The sequence below is a fragment of the Streptomyces sp. NPDC001781 genome (assembly GCF_053596035.1).
Window position 1 is genome coordinate 57,706 of sequence record NZ_JBSFFI010000002.1, and the last position, 17,235, is coordinate 74,940.

Here is a 17,235-nt window from a genome sequence, read left to right on the forward strand (position 1 = left end):
CAACCAGGGGGCGCAGAAGGCGTACGAGGCGTACGGGAACGTACGACGAAACAGGAGTCCGTGCACGACATGAGCGACGAGCCGCAGCCGCAGCAGCCGAACGAGGGCGGGGCGCCGAGGGAACCTCAGCCGGCTGAGGGGCCCGCAGCAGCGGAACCGCAGGCGAAACCGGCGAAGAATCCGGACGGGCGCACCCCGGCGGAGCCCGGGCCGAAGCCGGAGAGCGCCCCCGTGCGCGACTCCGCGACCCCGAACGCCCCCCGGGCGGCGGGGCCTTCGGCGACGGGACCTTCGGCCGCGGGCGGGAAGTCCGGGGCGGAGAAGCCCGCCGAGGGCGCCAAGGGCGTCGAGGACAACGAGGGTGCCGAGGGCGCCGAGGGTGCTCCGGCGGTGAAGAAGGCCGTCGGTGCCCCCAAGGGTGCTCCGGCCGTGCCCGCGCAGTCCGGTGCCGAGGAGACCGCGGCGCGGAAGACCCCGGCTGCCAAGACCCCGGCCACCAAGACCCCGGCCACCAAGACGCCGGCCGGCAGGAACCCGGCGGCGGACACCCCGCCCGCCGAGAGCACCCAGGTGCTGCGCCGGGTCAGCGCCCCGGCCGGGGCCGCGAAGCCGCCTGCCGGCGGTGCCAAGCCGGAGCAGGCGCCCGAGAGCACCCAGGTGCTCCGGCGCGTCAAGGCCGACCAGCGGCCGGCCGCCGAGAGCACGCAGGTGCTCCGCCGGGTCAACGCGCCCCGGTCCGGTGACGGCGCCGGGTCCGGCGCCGACGCGCCCAAGACCCCCATCGCCCCGGCCGCCGCGGCCGGCGCCGCCGGCGTGCTGCCCCGCACCCCGTCCGAGTCCACCGCGACCCCCCAGGCGAGCGGCAACGGCAGCGACGGTGGCGGTACCGGCGACGGCGGCGGCAAGAAGCCGCGGCGTCCCAAGCGCACCGGCTGGCGGCGGATCTTCCCCACCTGGCGGATGGTGCTCGGCACCTTCGTGCTGGGCGTGCTCGTGATCATCGGCCTGCTGTTCCTCGGCTACTCGATGGTCCGGATCCCGGCCGCCAACGCCCTGGCCACCAAGCAGGCCACCGTCTACCTCTACGCCGACGGCTCCCAGCTCGCCCGCGACGGCGAGGTCAACCGCGAGAACGTGGACCTGGCCCAGATCGCCAAGCCCGCCCAGTTCGCCATCCTGGCCGCCGAGGACCGCGACTTCTACACCGAGTCCGCCGTCGACCCCAAGGCGATGCTCCGCGCGGGCTGGAACACCGCTCTCGGCAAGGGCAAGCAGTCCGGCTCCACCATCACCCAGCAGTACGTGAAGAACTACTACCTGGCCCAGGAGCAGACGGTCACCCGCAAGGCCAAGGAGTTCTTCATCTCCATCAAGCTGGACCGGGAGAAGTCGAAGAACGAGATCCTCGAGGGCTACCTCAACACCAGCTACTTCGGCCGCAACGCCTACGGCATCCAGGCCGCCGCCCAGGCGTACTACGGCCGCGACGCGATCGACCTCGACCCGGCCCGCGCCGCCTACCTCGCCGCGCTGGTCAACGCGCCCAGCGAGTACGACGTCGTCGCCCACCCCGAGAACAAGCCGGCCGCGCTCGCCCGCTGGAACTACGTGCTGGACGGCATGGTCGCCAAGGGCTGGCTGAGCCAGTCCGAGCGCACCGGGATGAAGTTCCCGATGCCGAAGGAGCAGACCGTCTCCACCGGCATGTCCGGCCAGCGCGGCTACCTGGTCGAGGCCGTCAAGGAGTACCTGGTCGGGCACGACATCCTCACCAAGGACCAGCTCGCCACGGGTGGTTACCGGATCACGACCACCATCCAGAAGCCCAGGCAGGACGCCTTCGTGAAGGCCGTCGACGACCAGCTCATCTCCAAGCTGGACAAGAAGAACCGCAAGGCCGACACCTACGTCCGCGCGGGCGGCGCCTCGATCGACCCGAAGACCGGCAAGATCGTCGCGATGTACGGCGGCATCGACTACGTGAAGCAGTACACCAACGGCGCGACGCGGGGCGACTACCAGGTCGGCTCCACCTTCAAGCCGTTCGTGTTCACCTCGGCCGTGCAGAACTCCTCCAGCACGCAGGACGGCCAGCGCATCACGCCCAACGCGTACTACGACGGCACCAACATGCGTCCCGTGCAGGGCTGGTCCGGTGGCCGGTACGCGCCGGAGAACGAGGACCAGAAGTCGTACGGCCAGATCACCGTCCGCAAGGCCACCGACCTGTCCGTCAACGCGGTGTACGCGCAGATGGCCGCCGACGTCACCGGGGACAAGGTCAAGCAGACCGCGGTCGACCTCGGCATCCCGGCCGACACCCCCGACCTCTACCCGTCCCCGTCCATCGCGCTCGGCACCGCCACAGCCAGCGTGCTGGAGATGACCGAGGCGTACGCCACCCTGGCCAACCACGGGCGGCACGGCACCTACACGATCATCGAGAAGATCAGCAAGGACAACGTCCCGGTCGACCTGCCCGGCCGCCGGACCAAGCAGGCCGTCACCCGCGAGGCCGCCGACACCACCACCGCGGTGCTCAAGAGCGTGGTCGAGGGCGGTACCGCAACGGCCGCGCAGGCCGCCGGCCGTCCGGCCGCGGGCAAGACCGGTACCGCCGAGGAGGACACCGCCGCCTGGTTCGCGGGCTACACCCCCGAACTCGCCACGGTCGTCTCCGTGATGGGCCAGGACCCGGTCACCGCCAAGCACAAGCCGCTGTACGGCGCCCTCGGCGTGGCCCGGATGAACGGTGGCGGCCCGCCCACCGAGATCTGGGCTCAGTACACGCGGGACGCGCTGCGCGGCAAGCCCGTCGCGAGCTTCGACCTGGAGGTCCAGACCGGCGCCGACGTGGTCGCGCCCAGCACCCGGCCCTCCACCTCGCCCGGCACCGGCGCGGGCCAGGACGACGGCGGCACCACCGGCACCCCCGGCCAGGGCACCACGCCCACCGACGGCGGCCAGGGCGACGGCGGTGCGACCGGCACCCCCAGCCAGGGCACCACCCCGGTCGACCCGACCACGGGCGGCGCTGACACCACCACCGACGGCGGCGCCGCCGCCGGAGCAGGCGGAGGCGGCCCCGCCCCCACCGCCGGCGGGACCGCCGACGGAGGCGCGACCGGCGGAGGCGGCACCGGCGGCCAGCCCACCACGGGCGGCACCGGCGGCGGCACCGAACCCGGCACGACCGGCCTGCCCGGCGGCTTCGTCGCCCCGCAGACGGCCCGGCGCCAGTAGCAGCGGACACGAGAAGGGGCTGACGACCACGGTCGTCAGCCCCTTCTCACGTTCTCCCGGCGCTGGTCCCGGCGACGGCTCAGAGGTACAGCCCGGTGGAGTCCTCCGACCCCTCGAACCGGTCCGCGGCCACCGCGTGCAGGTCCCGCTCGCGCATCAGCACGTACGCCACGCCCCGGACCTCCACCTCCGCCAGGTCCTCAGGGTCGAACAGGACCCGGTCGCCGGGCTCCACGGTCCGTACGTTCTGCCCCACCGCGACGACCGCGGCCCAGGCCAGCCGGCGCCCGACCGCCGCGGTCGCGGGGATCAGGATGCCGCCGCCCGAACGGCGCTCGCCCTCACCGGTCTCCTGCCGCACGAGAACCCGGTCGTGCAGCATCCGGATGGGCAGCTTGTCGTGCTGGGAGGTGCTCTGCTCGTCTCTGTTGGCGCTCACGCCCCCGAACCTACCTGCCCGGGCGGCGCGGACAAGCCGCCGGGTCGCCCCGGCGCCCCGCCGCGACGACCCGGCCCGATCCGGACCAGAGGCCCTAGCGGCGGCGGTGCTTGCGCTTGCGCGATCCGGAGACGATCAGACCGACCGTCCCGGCGACGATGAGCGCGGCGGGGACGATGCGCTCCACACGGGGCGCGCCGTCGTCGTCCACGAACTGGTCCCGCACCTCGGTCATCACCCGGTTGACCTGGACGTACGCCCGCCCGAAGACACGGTCCACGCCGGCGACGGCCTTCGCCTTGGCATCCCCGACGATCGTCTTCGGGTGCACCCGCACCCCGATCTCGTCGAGCGTCTCGGCCAGCACAGCACGACGGCGCTTGATGTCCGCCTCGATCTGCGCCGGTGTTCTGGTGTCCGACGTCTCCGCCACCGTACGGCCTCCGAAATCTCCTGATGCTGTCCCGGACAGTCTGTCAGCTCTTTGCCACACCGCACGGCAAGGGCCCCCGGTTAGGCTTTGCGGATGAGCGAGCGACTTGAGACCGGGGACGTTGCCCCCGCCTTCACCCTGCCCGACGCCGACGGGAACGAGGTGTCCCTGTCGGACCGCAAGGGCCGCAAGACCATCGTGTACTTCTATCCCGCGGCGCTTACCCCCGGCTGCACCAAGCAGGCGTGCGACTTCACCGACAACCTCGCCCTGCTGGCCGGTGCCGGGTACGACGTCATCGGCATCTCGCCCGACAAGCCGGAGAAGCTGGCCAAGTTCCGCGAGCAGGAGCACCTGAAGGTCACCCTGCTCGCCGACCCGGAGAAGAAGGTGCTGGAGGCGTACGGCGCCTTCGGCGAGAAGAAGCTCTACGGCAAGACCGTCACCGGCGTCATCCGCTCCACGGTGATCGTGGACGAGGACGGCAAGGTCGAGCGCGCGTTGTACAACGTCAAGGCCACCGGCCACGTGGCGAAGATCATCAAGGATCTGGGCATCTGATGCCGCCGCCCGGCCGCTAGCATGGCCGGGCAGCAGCAGGCGGCCGTGGTGGAATTGGCAGTCACGCTGGGTTTAGGTCCCAGTGGGGTAACTCCCGTGAGGGTTCGAGTCCCTCCGGCCGCACCAGAAGTCAGCCCAGCAGCTCCCGCACCACCGGGACCAGGGCCCGGAACGCCTTCCCGCGATGGCTGATGGCGTTCTTCTCGTCCGCGCTCAGCTCCGCGCAGGTACGGCTCTCGCCCTCCGGCTGGAGGACCGGGTCGTACCCGAAGCCGCCCGTACCCGCCGGGGCCTGCCGCAGGGTGCCGCGGAGCTGCCCCTCCACCACCCGCTCGGTGCCGTCCGGCAGCGCCAGCGCCGCCGCGCAGGCGAAGTGGGCCCCCCGGTGCTCCTCCGCGATGTCGGAGAGCTGGGCGAGCAGCAGGTCGAGGTTGGCGGCGTCGTCACCGTGCCGGCCGGCCCAGCGCGCGGAGAAGATGCCGGGGGCGCCGTTCAGCACGTCGACGCAGAGCCCGGAGTCGTCGGCGACCGCCGGAAGCCCGGTCGCCCGCGCCAGCGCGTGCGCCTTCAGCAGGGCGTTCTCCGCGAAGGTGACGCCGGTCTCCCGGACGTCCGGGATCTCGGGGAAGGCGTCGGCACCGATCAGCTCGTGCGGCAGCCCGGCGTCGGCCAGGATGGCCCTCAGCTCGGTGATCTTTCCGGCGTTGCGGGTGGCGAGGATCAAGCGGGTCATGAGGGCCAGTATCCCCGGCTCCCTTCCGCGTCCCCGCCCCGGGCTACAGCTCCGCCTGCCCGGCGCCCTTGAGGAGCGACAGGTCCAGGGCCTCGGCCATGGTGTGGAAACCGAGGTCGCCGGGGTGCAGATGGTCGCCGGAGTCGTACTTCGGGAGCATCCGCCGCGGGTCGCGGGGGTCCTTCAGGACGCGGTCGAAGTCGACCACCGCGTCGTACACCCCACCGGCCCGGATCTCCGCGTTGACCTGCTGCCGCATCCGCTCCAGCGCCGGGGTCCAGGTCCGGTGGCCGCGGAAGGGGGCCAGGGTGGCGCCGACGACCTTCAGACCGCGCGCGTGCGCCTGCCGGACCAGGGTGCGCAGACCGTCGGTGATCCTCGTGCCGTCGGCGGCCGAGCGGGAGTGCGTGACGTCGTTGATACCGAGGTCGATGACGACGACCTTGACGTTGGGCCGGGACAGCGCGTCACGGCCGAAGCGGGAGCGCCCGCTCGGGTTCTCGGCGGGCCGGCCCAGGCCGTCGGCCAGCACCTGGTTGCCGGTGATGCCCTCGTTGACCACGGAGTAGCGCGGCACGTCCGCCCCGCTCGCGGCGGCCGAGCGCAGCCGGGAGGCCAGCACGTCCGGCCAGCGGCGGTTCTCGCCCATGGTGGAGGTGATGCCGTCGGTTATGGAGTCGCCGAACGCCACGACCGTGCCGTCCGCCTCGTTGCTGAGCACGTCCAGCGCGGTCAGGTACCGCCAGTACGCGCTCCGCTCGGCGTACGGGATGCCCGTCGCCTCCTCGGTGCGGTCACCGGGCGCCATGAACGAGATCTGCCGCGCGTGCGGGTGGATGGTGACCGGACCGGACGGCGTGGGGGAGTAAGTGGTGACCAGGACGTCCTGGTCGTGCGGTACGACGAGCCGCACCGCGTCGCTCACGGCCTGTCCGCCGGCCGGGATGGTGACGGCGTAGGCGCCGTCGAACGTCAGGCGCCGCATCGTCTCCGCACGCGCGGCGGCGGTGCCCCGGCCCGCCGAGAGGGCCACCGACGCGTGCGTGATGGACAGCGGCGTCTGCCCGTAGAGGTTGGACAGGGTGACCCGGGCGCTCGTACCGCCGGTGTGCGCGTGCACGACGTTGCGCACCGAGCGGCCCGCCAGGCCGGCGGCCTCGGTACCGGGCTCGGCGCCGACGGGCGAGGCGGCCCAGGAGCCGACCCAGGTTCCCGCGGAGGCGGGCGCGGCGGACGAGCCGTGGGGGCGCCGCCCGGTGGCCGAGGACCCCGAGGCGCTGTCGCCGGCCGCCGACCTCATGAGGACGGTGACGGAAAGGGCGACGACGAGTGCGACGAACGCACTGAGCAGGGCATAACCGTGGCGCTTGGTCATGCTGGCGTTGTACTCCTCGGGAGACGGGAAGCCGGACGATCGATACACCATGATGCGGCATATGGGGGAACGGAGTTGACGGGCACCCCGGTCCACGGGACGTGCCCCGGCCCCCCTCAGCTCTGACGCCGTGGACCTCCCGCCCGTTCCGCCGGAAGCCGGGAAGGGACAATGTGTGTGCGGGATCACCGATCGGGCGGAGCGAGATGGAACGCGCGCAAACGGAAGAGGCGGAGCCGGGCCGTACCCCCCGGCCGACGGCTGCCGGGCGGGCCGGTTCGTACCGGACCATGACCGCCTTCACGGCGGCCGACGAGGAGCGGCAGCGCGGCGTACGGCGCATGAAGCTCACGGCGGCCGGACTGCTGCTGTTCGTCGCCGTCGTCTACGCCCTGGCCACCTGGGCCGGGCACGCGGGGGCGGGACCCTGGACGGGTTACGTGGCGGCGGCCGCCGAGGCCGGGATGGTCGGCGCGCTCGCGGACTGGTTCGCGGTCACCGCGCTGTTCCGGCACCCGCTGGGCCTGCCCATCCCGCACACCGCGATCATCCCCACCAAGAAGGACCAGCTCGGTGTCTCACTGGGCGAGTTCGTCGGGGAGAACTTCCTCTCCGAGGGCGTCGTACGGCAGCGGCTCGCCGCCGTCGGCATCGGCAGCAGGCTCGGTGACTGGCTGGCCGAGCCGGCGAACGCCGACCGGGTCACCGCCGAGCTGGCCACCGCGCTGCGCGGCACGCTGACCGTGCTGCGTGACTCGGACGTGCAGGCGGTGGTGGGGGAGGCGATCACCCGGCGGGCCGACGCGCGGGAGATCGGTCCGGCCGTGGGCAAGCTGCTGGACCGGATCGTGGCCGACGGCGGCCACCGGCGGGTGGTCGACCTGGTGGTGGGCCGCGCCCACGAGTGGCTGGAGCGGCACCGGGACGACGTGATGGTGGCCATCGAGGGCGGCGCGCCCGGCTGGACCCCGCGCTTCGTCGACCGCAAGGTCGGCGACCGCGTCTACCGGGAACTGCTGCGCTTCGTCACGGAGATGCGGGAGATGCCCTCGCACCCCGCGCGGGCCGCCCTGGACCGCTTCCTCACCGACTTCGCCTCCGACCTCCAGTCCGACACCGAGACGCGGACACGGGTGGAGCGGCTCAAGAGCGAGGTGCTGGCGCGGGACGAGGTGCAGGACCTGATCGCGTCCGCCTGGACCGCCGTACGGGCGATGATCGTCGCGGCCGCTGAGGACGAGCAGAGCGAGCTGCGTCTGCGGGTGCGGGCCGGGCTGCTCTCCCTCGGGCGACGGCTGGCGACCGAGCCGAAGATGCGGGGCAAGGTGGACCGCTGGATCGAGGGCGCGGCCGTGCACGTGGTGACGACGTACCGCAAGGAGATCACCTCGCTGATCACCGAGACGGTGGCGGGCTGGGACGCCGAGCACACCACCCGCAAGATCGAGGCGCACATCGGGCGCGACCTCCAGTTCATCCGGATCAACGGCACGGTGGTGGGTTCGCTGGCCGGGCTGGTGATCTACACCGTGTCGCGGGCGCTGGGCGGCTGAACTGCCCGTCCGGCAAGGTGAGCCCGCGAAACGGCCCGGTCTGATCCCGCGCGGCGCGGGCACCCGTAACTCGTCCTTCGACGAAGAGGGGTGCCGATGAGCGAGGGGTGCCGATGAGCACGGGAGCAGGGACGTCACCGAGAGCGGGCGGATCGACCACCACCGACATCCCGGCCAGGCTGGACCGCCTGCCGTGGTCCCGCTGGCACTGGACGATCGTGGTCGGTCTGGGCACGGTGTGGATCCTGGACGGCCTGGAGGTCACGGTCGTCGGCAACATCGCGGGCCGGCTCTCCGAGTCGGGCAGCGGACTGGCCATCAGCTCCGGGCAGATCACCGGCACCGCGGCCGCGCTGTACGTGGCCGGTGCGTGCATCGGTGCCCTCTTCTGGGGGCGCCTGACGGACCATTTCGGGCGCCGCAAGCTGTTCATGATCACGCTGGCGGTGTATCTGGCGGCGACCGCGCTGACCTCGCTGTCCACCGAAGCGTGGTGGTTCTTCATGTTCCGCTTCCTGACCGGCTTCGGCATCGGCGGGGAGTACGCGGCCATCAACTCCGCAATCGACGAGCTGATCCCCGCGAACTACCGCGGCCGGGTCGACCTGATGATCAACGGCAGTTTCTGGCTGGGCGCGGTCGGCGGTTCCCTGCTGTCCATCCTGGCGCTGGACACCGCCTTCCTGCCGGAGAACATCGGCTGGCGGCTGACGTTCGCCCTCGGCGCGGTCCTCGCCCTGGTCATCCTGCTGGTGCGCCGGCACGTACCAGAGAGTCCGCGCTGGCTGCTGATCCACGGGCGGGACGACGAGGCCGAGGAGATCGTCTCCGGGATCGAGCGGAAGATCGAGGAACAGACGGGAGAGCGGCTGCCCGCCCCGGAGGGCCGGCTGGAGATCCACCGGCGGGGCAGCGTCACCTTCCTGGAGATCGCCCGCACCGTCTTCGGCCGCTACCGCAAGCGCGCGGTGCTCGGCTTCTCCCTCTTCATCGGCCAGGCGTTCCTCTACAACGCCATCACCTTCGGTTTCGGCGCCATCCTCACCCGCTTCTTCGACGTCCCGGCCGACCGGACGGGCTACTACTTCGCGGTCATCGCGGTCGGCAACTTCTTCGGTCCCCTGCTGCTGGGCAAGCTGTTCGACACGGTGGGGCGGCGGGTGATGATCTCGTCCACCTACCTGCTCTCCGGAGCCCTGCTCTTCGCCACGGCCTGGCTCTTCGACCGGGGTTCGCTGAGCGCCTCCACCCTGACGGCCTGCTGGTGCGCGGTCCTCTTCTTCGCCTCGGCGGGGGCGTCCAGCGCGTACCTGACGGTCTCGGAGATCTTCCCGATGGAGACCCGGGCGATGTCGATCGCCTTCTTCTACGCCCTGGGCACCGCGGCGGGCGGCATCAGCGGCCCGCTGATCTTCGCGGACCTGACCGGCACCGGCCGGGTGGGCGACACGGTCCTCGCCTTCCAGATCGGCGCGTCCCTGATGTGCGTGGCGGGACTGGTGGCGGCGGTCCTGGCGGTACGGGCGGAGGGACGGTCACTGGAGGACGTGGCCACGCCCCTGTCGTCCACCTCGCCTTCGGGGGCGGGGGAGAAGGGCGTGGGAGTGGCGTAGCGGGTCCCGGGTCGTGAGCGGTCGGGGCCGTCCGGGGTGTACCGGGCGGCCCCTTCGGCTTGAGGCGGGCCGGGGAGGCGGTGTCCAGCTCCGGGATGTTCGCGGGCTGAGGGGGGAGGCCGGCGCCGGCTCGCCGCGGTTCAGCTCCGGCGGTCCGCGAAGGCCCAGGAGGCGAGGGCGACCGCGCCGGCCACGCCGAGGACGGACGGCCAGGCGCCGACCTTCTTGGCGAGGGGGTGGGACCCGGCGAACCCGGCCACGTACGCACCGGTCAGCGCGGCGGCGGTGGGGGCCCCGGCCCGGGCGTTCCACTCACGGGCGGCAACGGCCCCGGCGGCGGCCAGCACGACCCCGCCGAGCGGCCGCTTCTTGGTCCACCGAGCGACGCCGTACCCACCGACGAGCCCGGTGGCGGCGACCACCGCGCCAGGAACCTTGGCCATGACGTGTCTCCTGTCGTTCCGGTATGCCGTGTTCGTCATACTTGCCGCCGAGGCTAACGCGCGGTGCGCGGCTCCCACCGACCGGGTCATGCTGCTCTTGTCCCCACGATGACCGACGTCCCGGGAGAAGACCCCCGCGGTGACCGTCACGTCCGTGCAGCCGATTTCCCCGACGGAAGCGGTTCGCGAGCTTGGCCGGTACCGCCGCGCAGCGGAGGCGGAGTCGGTCACCCGCACCGTCCGCCCGGCCCTGCTCACCCACCTCCCGGTGACAGCCCGCTGGCACCTGGCCCGACCCGGCGTTCATGGCACAGCACTGGGGCACCCACCGAACAGCCGGTCAGCTTGCCTTGACGGCAGCGGAGTACGTCCAGACATCAGCCGGTAGCTCGTGCTTGAGACGCCAGGTGATGGCCATCGGCTTGCTGCCGGTGTGCGTGTCGTACGTGGCCGGTCCAAGCAGCATCCAGGGCTGAGACTTGCCTATGTCGGTGTTCTTGTAGCGCCGCACGAAGAGAAGGACTTCACTGCCCAAGGCCGCATGCTGCTGGTAGCGCTTGCCGGTGCGGGAGTCGGCAGCCGTGGCGTTCTGTGACTCCCAGTGGAAGAGCGTCGGGCTCAGTGCGTAGTCCCGGTATCGAACGGTGGGGGAGAAGTCCTTCTCGTTCTTCTCGAGGGTTATGAGCAGCGCATCCGTCCGCAATTCATCGACCCACTGCACTCCCTGTGCGAAGGACCGCGGCATTTGACCGCCTAGGCGGGCCACACCCAGAGCAGCGAGGATCTCGGAGCGGTTGTAGGCGCTGTGCACCTTTAGCGGCACCTGCTCCAGGCGTCCGGAAAGGGAGAGCGGGAAGTGATCCGTGTGTGCCATGACATGCGTGAGCAGCTGACGCAACTCATCGCGGAACTCCCTCAACGGGCGCAGCGACCCCAGACCCTCCTGGTAACTGGTGAATCCGCCCGCGTTGTCCCAAATGTTGAAGAACAGCATGCGAGCGTAAGCCTGATCGAGAGGGGCCAGCTCCGCATAGGTGGGCGCGTCGTCCTGAAGCAACCGCTGATAGGCGTCCGCCCGCTCCGGGTCGTCGACATGAAGAAAGGCATGGACTCGCCTGAGCAGCGCCGCCTCGGCAGGGGGAGCGGTCTCCTCGAGGAACCCTGCGCGGCGCAGGACCGCAGTCCAGGAGTTGTCGCTCTTGTAGAGCTCCTTGATCTCACGCCTGCTTTCTCGCAGGTAGTCGGCCAATAGAGGCGTGTGATAAGACTTCACCTCCTTTACCAGCGTCTTCACCGTGGCCCCAAGCTGGGTCCTGATGTTGTCCAGGACGAAGTCCTTGGACTTGCCCTCCAGGACGATCTGGCAGCCCGACGGGAGCTGCGGGAAGTCATGCTCTATGTGATCGGCCAGTCGGTTCCGGGTCAGGTTGGTCAGAGCCCGGAACTGCTCCTCAAAGCGGAACTCGGCGCGGTGCTGCCCGATGAAGTCCAGGACGGTGAGCACCGGCTTGGTCTCGGTGCGCCGCAGCCCTCGGCCCAGCTGCTGAAGGAAGATCGTGGCGCTGTTCGTCGGACGGAGCAAAAGCAGAGTGTCGACGTCGGGGATGTCCAGCCCCTCGTTGAAGAGGTCGACGGAGAAGATCACCTGAAGCTTGCCGTCACGGAGATCGGCAAGCGCCTGGGCACGCGTGTCCGAGGAGGAGTCACTGTCGAGTGCCACGGCTTCGAAGCCGGCCTCGCGGAAGAAGCCCGCCATGAAGTGAGCGTGTGCCTTGGTTACGCAGAAGCCGAGCGCTCGCATGGACCCGGGGTTGGAGAGCTTGTCCAGGATCTGCTTCACCACGATGCGGGCGCGGGCATGGTTGCCCGTGTAGAGCTTGTCGAGGTCCTGGTCGGTGTACGAACCCTTCTGCCAGTTCAGGTTCGTGAGATCCGTGCCATCGGGGACGCCGAAGTAGTGGAAGGGGCAGAGGAGGTCGTTTTCCAACGCCTCCCAGAGGCGCATTTCGGCCGCGATCCTGCCATCGAAGAACTCATCCTGGACGTTACGTCCATCCATCCGCTCGGGCGTGGCCGTCAGGCCCAGCAATTGCTTGGGTGTGAAGTGCTCGATAACCCGCCGGTAGGTCGACGCGGTGGCATGGTGGAACTCGTCGATCACGATGATGTCGAAGTGGTCGGGAGCCAACTGCTCGAGACGCTGAACGTTGAGGGACTGGACACTGGCGAAGACGTGGTTCCATTCGCGCGGGTCCTGGCCGCCATGCAGAAGCTCGCCGAACGAGCCGTCATCGAGGACTTCGCGGTAGGTGCGGAGTGACTGCCGCAGAATCTCCTTGCGGTGGGCGACGAAGAGAAGTCGGGGCTGGCGACCCTCGAAATCCTTGATCAAGCTGCGGTAGTCCAAGGCGGCCATCACGGTCTTGCCCGTGCCGGTGGCGGCAACGAGGAGGTTCCGGTGCCGGCCGCGAAGCTCCCGTTCGACCGTGAGGCGCTCCAGCATGTCCCGTTGATGGGGGAAGGGGCGTACTTCGAGACCGGAGAGGTTGATCTTCAAGTCCGCGCGGGACCCCGCACCACTCGCTTGCGCGAGTGCTTCGTCCAAGCGCGCCCCGTGCTGGTCAGGGTCGTACGTCTCGAAGGCAGTGTCGTTCCAGTACGCGTCAAACGTCGCCTCGAACTTGTCCAGCACCGCCGGTGTAGCCACGGACGACAGACGCACGTTCCACTCGAGCCCGTCGAGAAGCGCGGCCCGAGAGAGATTTGAGCTGCCCACATACGCCGTGTCGAAGCCCGTGTTGCGACGGAAGAGCCATGCCTTCGCGTGCAGGCGAGTGGACCGAATCTCGTAGTTGACCTTCACTGTGGCGCCGAAGTCCCTTACGAGGCGGTCCAGAGCATGGCGGTCTGTAGCACCCATGTACGTGGTCGTGATGACCCGGATCGGCACGCCGCGCTCCTTGGCAGCGTGCAGCGCGTCCTCAAGGACCCGTATCCCGTACCACTTCACGAAGGCGCACAGCAGGTCGATGCGGTCCGCAGTGGCAAGCTCGGCTCGGAGTTCGGTGCCGAGGTTCAGGTCCTCCGGAGAATTCGTGAGCAGCGATGCCTCAGACAGCGGGGTCAACGGCCGGACGGAGTAGGCCCCCGGAGCCTCTTGCTTGGCCAGCGCGAGTAGCTGCTGCGGCCCCTCGACGAGGGCACTGACCGGCTCGGGGGCGCTTTCCGGCGTGTTCTGGGCAGCAAGCGAGGCCAGGACTTCGTTGGCGAACGGCACCCGCTGCTGCGGCGGTAGCTGGGTGAGCCGTTGGGCGACCATCGCCCCGATGTGTCGAGCAAGCACGTAGGGCGTGGACTCCGTGCTGACCTCTGAGTTGATCGCTTTCCAGCCCAGAGCCTCAAGCTGTCGGAGCTCTCGCTCGTCGTCCTGAGTGATCAGCTTCTCGTAGACCCCGGCAACCGGCTCGGCAGAGCCCTTCGCTTCCGTCACCGCAACCCCCTCAGGCGCCCATCAGTGCGGGTTAGTTGTAACAGCCGCTACTGACAGCGGCTGAAGGGGTGTCAGTGCGTCTCACTCCGCTCCGTGGCACTCCGCATACGAGGCGCCCGATCCGCACCAGCACCCCGCCCCCCGCCCCGGCGGCCAGGCCACCGCCAGCCCCCGGGCCGCGAGTGTCGTCGCGTACTGCGGGAGCAGGGACGGGTCAGCCGGGGACGATCCCTCCGAGGCGGCGAACGCCTCGTACGACGGGACCGTGCCCGTGACGATGCCCAGGTTCGGGGTGCCGGAGGCGGAGAGTTCGCGCAGGGACGTCTCTATGGTCGCCAGGTGGTCCGCGTGGGACGTGTACTCCGACTCCAGGGCCGGGTACGCCGTCACCAGTTCCGTCAGCTCGGAAGAGGGCCAGTGCAGGACCGCCACCGGATAGGGGCGGGACAACGCCTCGCGGGCCGTGGACAGTTCCGCTCGCAGGCGGGAGATCTCGGCCTCCAGTTCCGCCGGGTTCTCCGAGCCGAGGGACCAGACGCGCTTGGGGTCGTGCAGTTCGTCCAGGGAGACCGGCGAGGTGTGGAGGGTGTCGGCGAGGGCGTCCCAGGTGTCGTGGGGCAGGCCGAGCATCCGGCGGACCCGGTGGCGGCCGAAGAGGAGCGGGTGCGTGGCGTAGGACGGCTCCGGCGCGTCCGTCAGCAGCAGGACCGCGCCCTGCTGGAACGTCTCGTGCGCCGCCTCCAGTTCGTCGTGCGACTCCAGTGCCTCCGCGACGATCACCCACGGCGCCGGGTCCCGCGGAGCGGCCGTGCGGATGCCGTCGATGATCGCGCGCGCCTCGGCCTCGTGGCCGTACTCCCACAGGTTCGCCGCCTTCAGGGCGCGGACGAGCTGCGGATGCTCCAGCGGGCCGGCGGAGGACAGCAGGCGGTCGTAGAGCGCGGTCGCCGCGGGGCGGGCGCCGGACAGTTCGAGGTGGGCCGCGGCGCGCAGCAGCAGCGCCTCCGCGTCCTCGGGGTACAGGCCGGCGGTCCGCTCCAGGCGTGCCGCTTCAGCGGTGTGGTCGACGTTCTCGGCAGGCGTGTCGGGGCGCATGGATGACACCGTACTGCCGAGGGGTGACAGCGGAGGAGGGCGCCCGACGAGGAAGTTTCCCCAACGCGGGGCGAAGATCGGGAACCGGCCCGGAACCCCGGGCGTTGTACGGGGTGAACGGGCCTGTACAGCCCGTAGCCGTGGGGGCGAGGGGACAGGGAGGGGGCGACGATGCGCAGTGGTGCCGCCGTGACGCGCGTCCTGATGCCGCTGCTCGTCCTGGTCCAACTCCTGCTGACTCAGGCCGCCCCGATCGGCTCCGCCGGTCTCACCACCGCCGTCGCCCTCGCCGCGACCACCGCCGTCGGCACCGCCCTCGCCCTCTGCTCGGTCCTCACCGCCCGCCGTGTCCCCGCCGTCTCTCCGACGCGCGTTCGAACCGCGATACGCGACAGGGCCGGCCGTACGGCGTTCCTGGCGCAGCGTGACCCCGACGCGAGGGGACGGCGCAGGCCACGGGCGCCTGGCCGAGTCCCGCCGACGGCCTGCGTGTAGGGCCGCACCACCCGTCCGTCCGCCCCGCCCGCGCGGGTCGTCCTGCCACCGGCCACAACCCGGCCGTCCCACCCGGCACGACGCCATCCCGTACGGAGGGTCAACCCATGTCCTTCTTCGCCCGCCTGGTCGAGCACCTCGCCGACCTGCTCCAGCCGTTCTTCCACTCCTCCGCGACCGCCGCCGCGATCGTCCTGTTCACCGCGCTGGTCCGGCTGGCCACCCACCCGCTCGCCCGTGCCGCCGCCCGGGGCCAGCGGGCCCGCGCCGCGCTCCAGCCGAGGATCACCGAACTACGCGGGAAGTACGCCCGTGATCCCGAGCGGCTGCAGCGGGCGATGCTGGAGCTGCACACCGAGGCGAAGGTCTCCCCGTTCTCCGGTCTGCTGCCCGGTCTGCTCCAACTCCCCGCGTTCTTCATGCTTTACCACCTCTTCTCCAACGCCACGATCGGCGACGCCCCCAACACCCTCCTGGACCACGACCTCTTCGCCGCCCCGCTGGCCGGTCACTGGACCGACGCCCTGAGCGGCGGAATCTTCGGCGGGGCCGACCTCGTCTATATGGCCCTCTTCGCCGTCGTCGCGGCGGTCGCCGTGGTCAACTTCCGCCGAACCAGGCGCATGGCGGCCGGGAACCCCGTGCAGGCGGGTGCCGTGCCAGGTCAGGCAGCGGTCGCCAAGGTGGCCCCGTTCCTGTCCTTCCTCACCCTGGCGACCGTCGCCGTCGTTCCCCTGGCCGCCGCGCTCTACGTCGTCACCAGCACCACCTGGAGCGCGGTGGAGCGGGTGGTGCTGTCATGAGCACCCGGGCGGCGGGACGGTCAGAGGAGGATGCCCGCCAGCCTTCGCCAGGCCGCGCGGGGCAGGTCCTCGGGGGCGCCGGACTGGACGACCTGGAGGGCGACGTGGTCGGCGCCGGCGGTGAGGAAGGCGTTCACCCTCTCGCGGACGGTGCCGTCGTCGCCCCAGGCGTACAGCGCGTCGATCAGCCGGTCGCTGCCGCCGTCGCGCAGGTCGTCCTCGGTGAAGCCGAGCCGCTGGAAGTTGGTGGTGTAGTTGGGGAGCTGGAGGTACATGTCCAGGTGACCGCGGGCCAGTTCACGTGCGCGGGCCGGGTCGGATTCCAGTACGACACCGAACTCCGGCGCCAGCAGCGGTTCCCGGCCGAGGATCTCGCGGGCCCGCGCGGTGTGCTCGGGGGTGACGAGGTAGGGGACGGCCCCCAGCGAGCGCTCGCCCGCCAGCCGTACGGTCTTCGGGCCGAGCGCGGCCAGGACGCGCCGCCCGGCCGGGACACCGGCCGCGTCCAGCTCGTCCAGGTACTCCACCAGGGCCGAGTACGGCCGCCGGTACTGCTCGGCCAGCTTGGCGTGGCTCACCCCGAGGCCGAGCAGGAAGCGGCCCGGGTGCGCGGCCTCGACCTCGGCGCAGCCGGCCGCGCTCTCCCGGGCGTCGTGCTGCCAGATGCTCTGGATGCTGGTGCCGACGATCAGCCGGTCGGTCTTCTCCAGCAGCGGCAGCGCGTTGACGGGCGCGCTGGAGCCACCGAGCCAGGCGGTGCCGTAGCCGAGTTCCTGGAGTTCGGCCGCCGCCTCCCCGATCTCACCGCGCCGGTCCGGGTCCTCGTCGCGCAGGCCGACGCTCCATACGCCGTACCGGCCGATCTCCGCCTTGGAGATGCTTCCGCTCGTCGAGTCGCTCATCGGGTCGTTCCCTCCGGCTGGATGTCGTGCACGAGGAATCGTCGTGCACGACGGGCC

14 protein-coding genes and 1 tRNA gene are annotated in these 17,235 nt (G+C 70.9%); 7 read left to right on the forward strand and 8 right to left on the reverse strand.

Features of this window, described 5'->3' with window-relative positions; genetic code table 11:
• Window positions 1-69: 69 nt before the first annotated feature.
• Window positions 70-3,243 carry a transglycosylase domain-containing protein gene (locus ACWCV3_RS02015; protein WP_451216964.1) on the forward strand — a complete coding sequence of 1,058 codons (3,174 nt, stop codon included), beginning with the start codon at window positions 70-72 and terminating at the stop codon, window positions 3,241-3,243.
• A gap of 79 nt (window positions 3,244-3,322) precedes the next feature.
• Here ACWCV3_RS02015 and ACWCV3_RS02020 read toward each other — a convergent pair whose 3' ends face one another.
• Together ACWCV3_RS02020 and ACWCV3_RS02025 are read right to left on the reverse strand one after the other, a co-directional pair.
• Entirely contained in the window at window positions 3,323-3,625 is a 303-nt protein-coding gene (locus ACWCV3_RS02020; protein WP_135788791.1) for a GroES family chaperonin, read from the reverse strand.
• Window positions 3,626-3,776: 151 nt separating this feature from the next.
• A complete protein-coding gene (locus ACWCV3_RS02025; protein ID WP_451216967.1) occupies window positions 3,777-4,115 on the reverse strand; it encodes a DUF3618 domain-containing protein in 339 nt (112 codons plus the stop codon).
• Between the two features lie 93 nt (window positions 4,116-4,208).
• Here ACWCV3_RS02025 and bcp point away from each other — a divergent pair, with 93 nt between their 5' ends.
• Together bcp and ACWCV3_RS02035 are read left to right on the forward strand one after the other, a co-directional pair.
• Window positions 4,209-4,676 carry a thioredoxin-dependent thiol peroxidase gene (gene bcp / locus ACWCV3_RS02030; RefSeq protein ID WP_451216970.1) on the forward strand — a complete coding sequence of 156 codons (468 nt, stop codon included), beginning with the start codon at window positions 4,209-4,211 and terminating at the stop codon, window positions 4,674-4,676.
• A gap of 39 nt (window positions 4,677-4,715) precedes the next feature.
• Window positions 4,716-4,802 (forward strand) — tRNA-Leu (locus tag ACWCV3_RS02035).
• 4 nt (window positions 4,803-4,806) lie between these two features.
• Here ACWCV3_RS02035 and rdgB read toward each other — a convergent pair.
• Together rdgB and ACWCV3_RS02045 are read right to left on the reverse strand one after the other, a co-directional pair.
• Window positions 4,807-5,409, reverse strand: coding sequence for an RdgB/HAM1 family non-canonical purine NTP pyrophosphatase (rdgB, locus tag ACWCV3_RS02040; protein WP_451216973.1), 603 nt, complete (start codon window positions 5,407-5,409; stop codon window positions 4,807-4,809).
• Between the two features lie 43 nt (window positions 5,410-5,452).
• Complete coding sequence (locus ACWCV3_RS02045; protein WP_451216975.1) at window positions 5,453-6,784, reverse strand: SGNH/GDSL hydrolase family protein; 1,332 nt, start codon at window positions 6,782-6,784, stop codon at window positions 5,453-5,455.
• A 206-nt stretch (window positions 6,785-6,990) separates the two neighbouring features.
• On the opposite strand from ACWCV3_RS02045, the gene ACWCV3_RS02050 reads away from it, so the two are divergent.
• Window positions 6,991-8,337: a DUF445 domain-containing protein gene (locus tag ACWCV3_RS02050; RefSeq protein WP_451216977.1), complete on the forward strand. Its 1,347-nt coding sequence runs from the start codon at window positions 6,991-6,993 to the stop codon at window positions 8,335-8,337.
• A 113-nt stretch (window positions 8,338-8,450) separates the two neighbouring features.
• Window positions 8,451-9,950 (forward strand): MFS transporter, encoded by a 1,500-nt coding sequence (locus tag ACWCV3_RS02055; RefSeq protein WP_451216980.1) that lies wholly within the window; start codon window positions 8,451-8,453, stop codon window positions 9,948-9,950.
• Window positions 9,951-10,090: 140 nt separating this feature from the next.
• On the opposite strand, the gene ACWCV3_RS02060 is transcribed toward ACWCV3_RS02055, so the two are convergent.
• From ACWCV3_RS02060 to ACWCV3_RS02070, 3 genes are all read right to left on the reverse strand, one after another.
• Window positions 10,091-10,393, reverse strand: coding sequence for a hypothetical protein (locus ACWCV3_RS02060; RefSeq protein ID WP_086695677.1), 303 nt, complete (start codon window positions 10,391-10,393; stop codon window positions 10,091-10,093).
• A gap of 340 nt (window positions 10,394-10,733) precedes the next feature.
• Window positions 10,734-13,883, reverse strand: coding sequence for a DUF3427 domain-containing protein (locus ACWCV3_RS02065; protein WP_451216983.1), 3,150 nt, complete (start codon window positions 13,881-13,883; stop codon window positions 10,734-10,736).
• A gap of 81 nt (window positions 13,884-13,964) precedes the next feature.
• Window positions 13,965-14,978, reverse strand: a complete 1,014-nt coding sequence (locus tag ACWCV3_RS02070) for an SEC-C domain-containing protein (RefSeq protein ID WP_451216986.1) — start codon at window positions 14,976-14,978, stop codon at window positions 13,965-13,967.
• Window positions 14,979-15,149: 171 nt separating this feature from the next.
• Here ACWCV3_RS02070 and ACWCV3_RS02075 point away from each other — a divergent pair, with 171 nt between their 5' ends.
• Both ACWCV3_RS02075 and yidC read left to right on the forward strand, forming a co-directional pair.
• On the forward strand, window positions 15,150-15,473 hold the full coding sequence (locus ACWCV3_RS02075; protein ID WP_451216989.1) for a DUF6412 domain-containing protein: 324 nt from the start codon (window positions 15,150-15,152) through the stop codon (window positions 15,471-15,473).
• Between the two features lie 107 nt (window positions 15,474-15,580).
• The gene (gene yidC, locus ACWCV3_RS02080; protein ID WP_451216992.1) at window positions 15,581-16,276 is read left to right on the forward strand and encodes a membrane protein insertase YidC; all 696 of its coding nucleotides are present in this window, start codon (window positions 15,581-15,583) and stop codon (window positions 16,274-16,276) included.
• A gap of 20 nt (window positions 16,277-16,296) precedes the next feature.
• Here yidC and ACWCV3_RS02085 read toward each other — a convergent pair whose 3' ends face one another.
• On the reverse strand, window positions 16,297-17,178 hold the full coding sequence (locus ACWCV3_RS02085) for an LLM class F420-dependent oxidoreductase (protein WP_451216995.1): 882 nt from the start codon (window positions 17,176-17,178) through the stop codon (window positions 16,297-16,299).
• Between the last annotated feature and the right edge of the window lie 57 nt (window positions 17,179-17,235).

Bases quoted from the DNA above. Each gene is read 5' to 3' on its own strand.
- ACWCV3_RS02015 (WP_451216964.1), top strand. From the start codon at position 70: ATGAGCGACGAGCCGCAGCCGCAGCAGCCGAACGAGGGCGGGGCGCCG.
- ACWCV3_RS02020 (WP_135788791.1), bottom strand. From the start codon at position 3,625: ATGCTGCACGACCGGGTTCTCGTGCGGCAGGAGACCGGTGAGGGCGAG.
- bcp (WP_451216970.1), top strand. From the start codon at position 4,209: ATGAGCGAGCGACTTGAGACCGGGGACGTTGCCCCCGCCTTCACCCTG.
- rdgB (WP_451216973.1), bottom strand. From the start codon at position 5,409: ATGACCCGCTTGATCCTCGCCACCCGCAACGCCGGAAAGATCACCGAG.
- ACWCV3_RS02045 (WP_451216975.1), bottom strand. From the start codon at position 6,784: ATGACCAAGCGCCACGGTTATGCCCTGCTCAGTGCGTTCGTCGCACTC.
- ACWCV3_RS02050 (WP_451216977.1), top strand. From the start codon at position 6,991: ATGGAACGCGCGCAAACGGAAGAGGCGGAGCCGGGCCGTACCCCCCGG.
- ACWCV3_RS02055 (WP_451216980.1), top strand. From the start codon at position 8,451: ATGAGCACGGGAGCAGGGACGTCACCGAGAGCGGGCGGATCGACCACC.
- ACWCV3_RS02060 (WP_086695677.1), bottom strand. From the start codon at position 10,393: ATGGCCAAGGTTCCTGGCGCGGTGGTCGCCGCCACCGGGCTCGTCGGT.
- ACWCV3_RS02070 (WP_451216986.1), bottom strand. From the start codon at position 14,978: ATGCGCCCCGACACGCCTGCCGAGAACGTCGACCACACCGCTGAAGCG.
- ACWCV3_RS02075 (WP_451216989.1), top strand. From the start codon at position 15,150: ATGCGCAGTGGTGCCGCCGTGACGCGCGTCCTGATGCCGCTGCTCGTC.
- yidC (WP_451216992.1), top strand. From the start codon at position 15,581: ATGTCCTTCTTCGCCCGCCTGGTCGAGCACCTCGCCGACCTGCTCCAG.
- ACWCV3_RS02085 (WP_451216995.1), bottom strand. From the start codon at position 17,178: ATGAGCGACTCGACGAGCGGAAGCATCTCCAAGGCGGAGATCGGCCGG.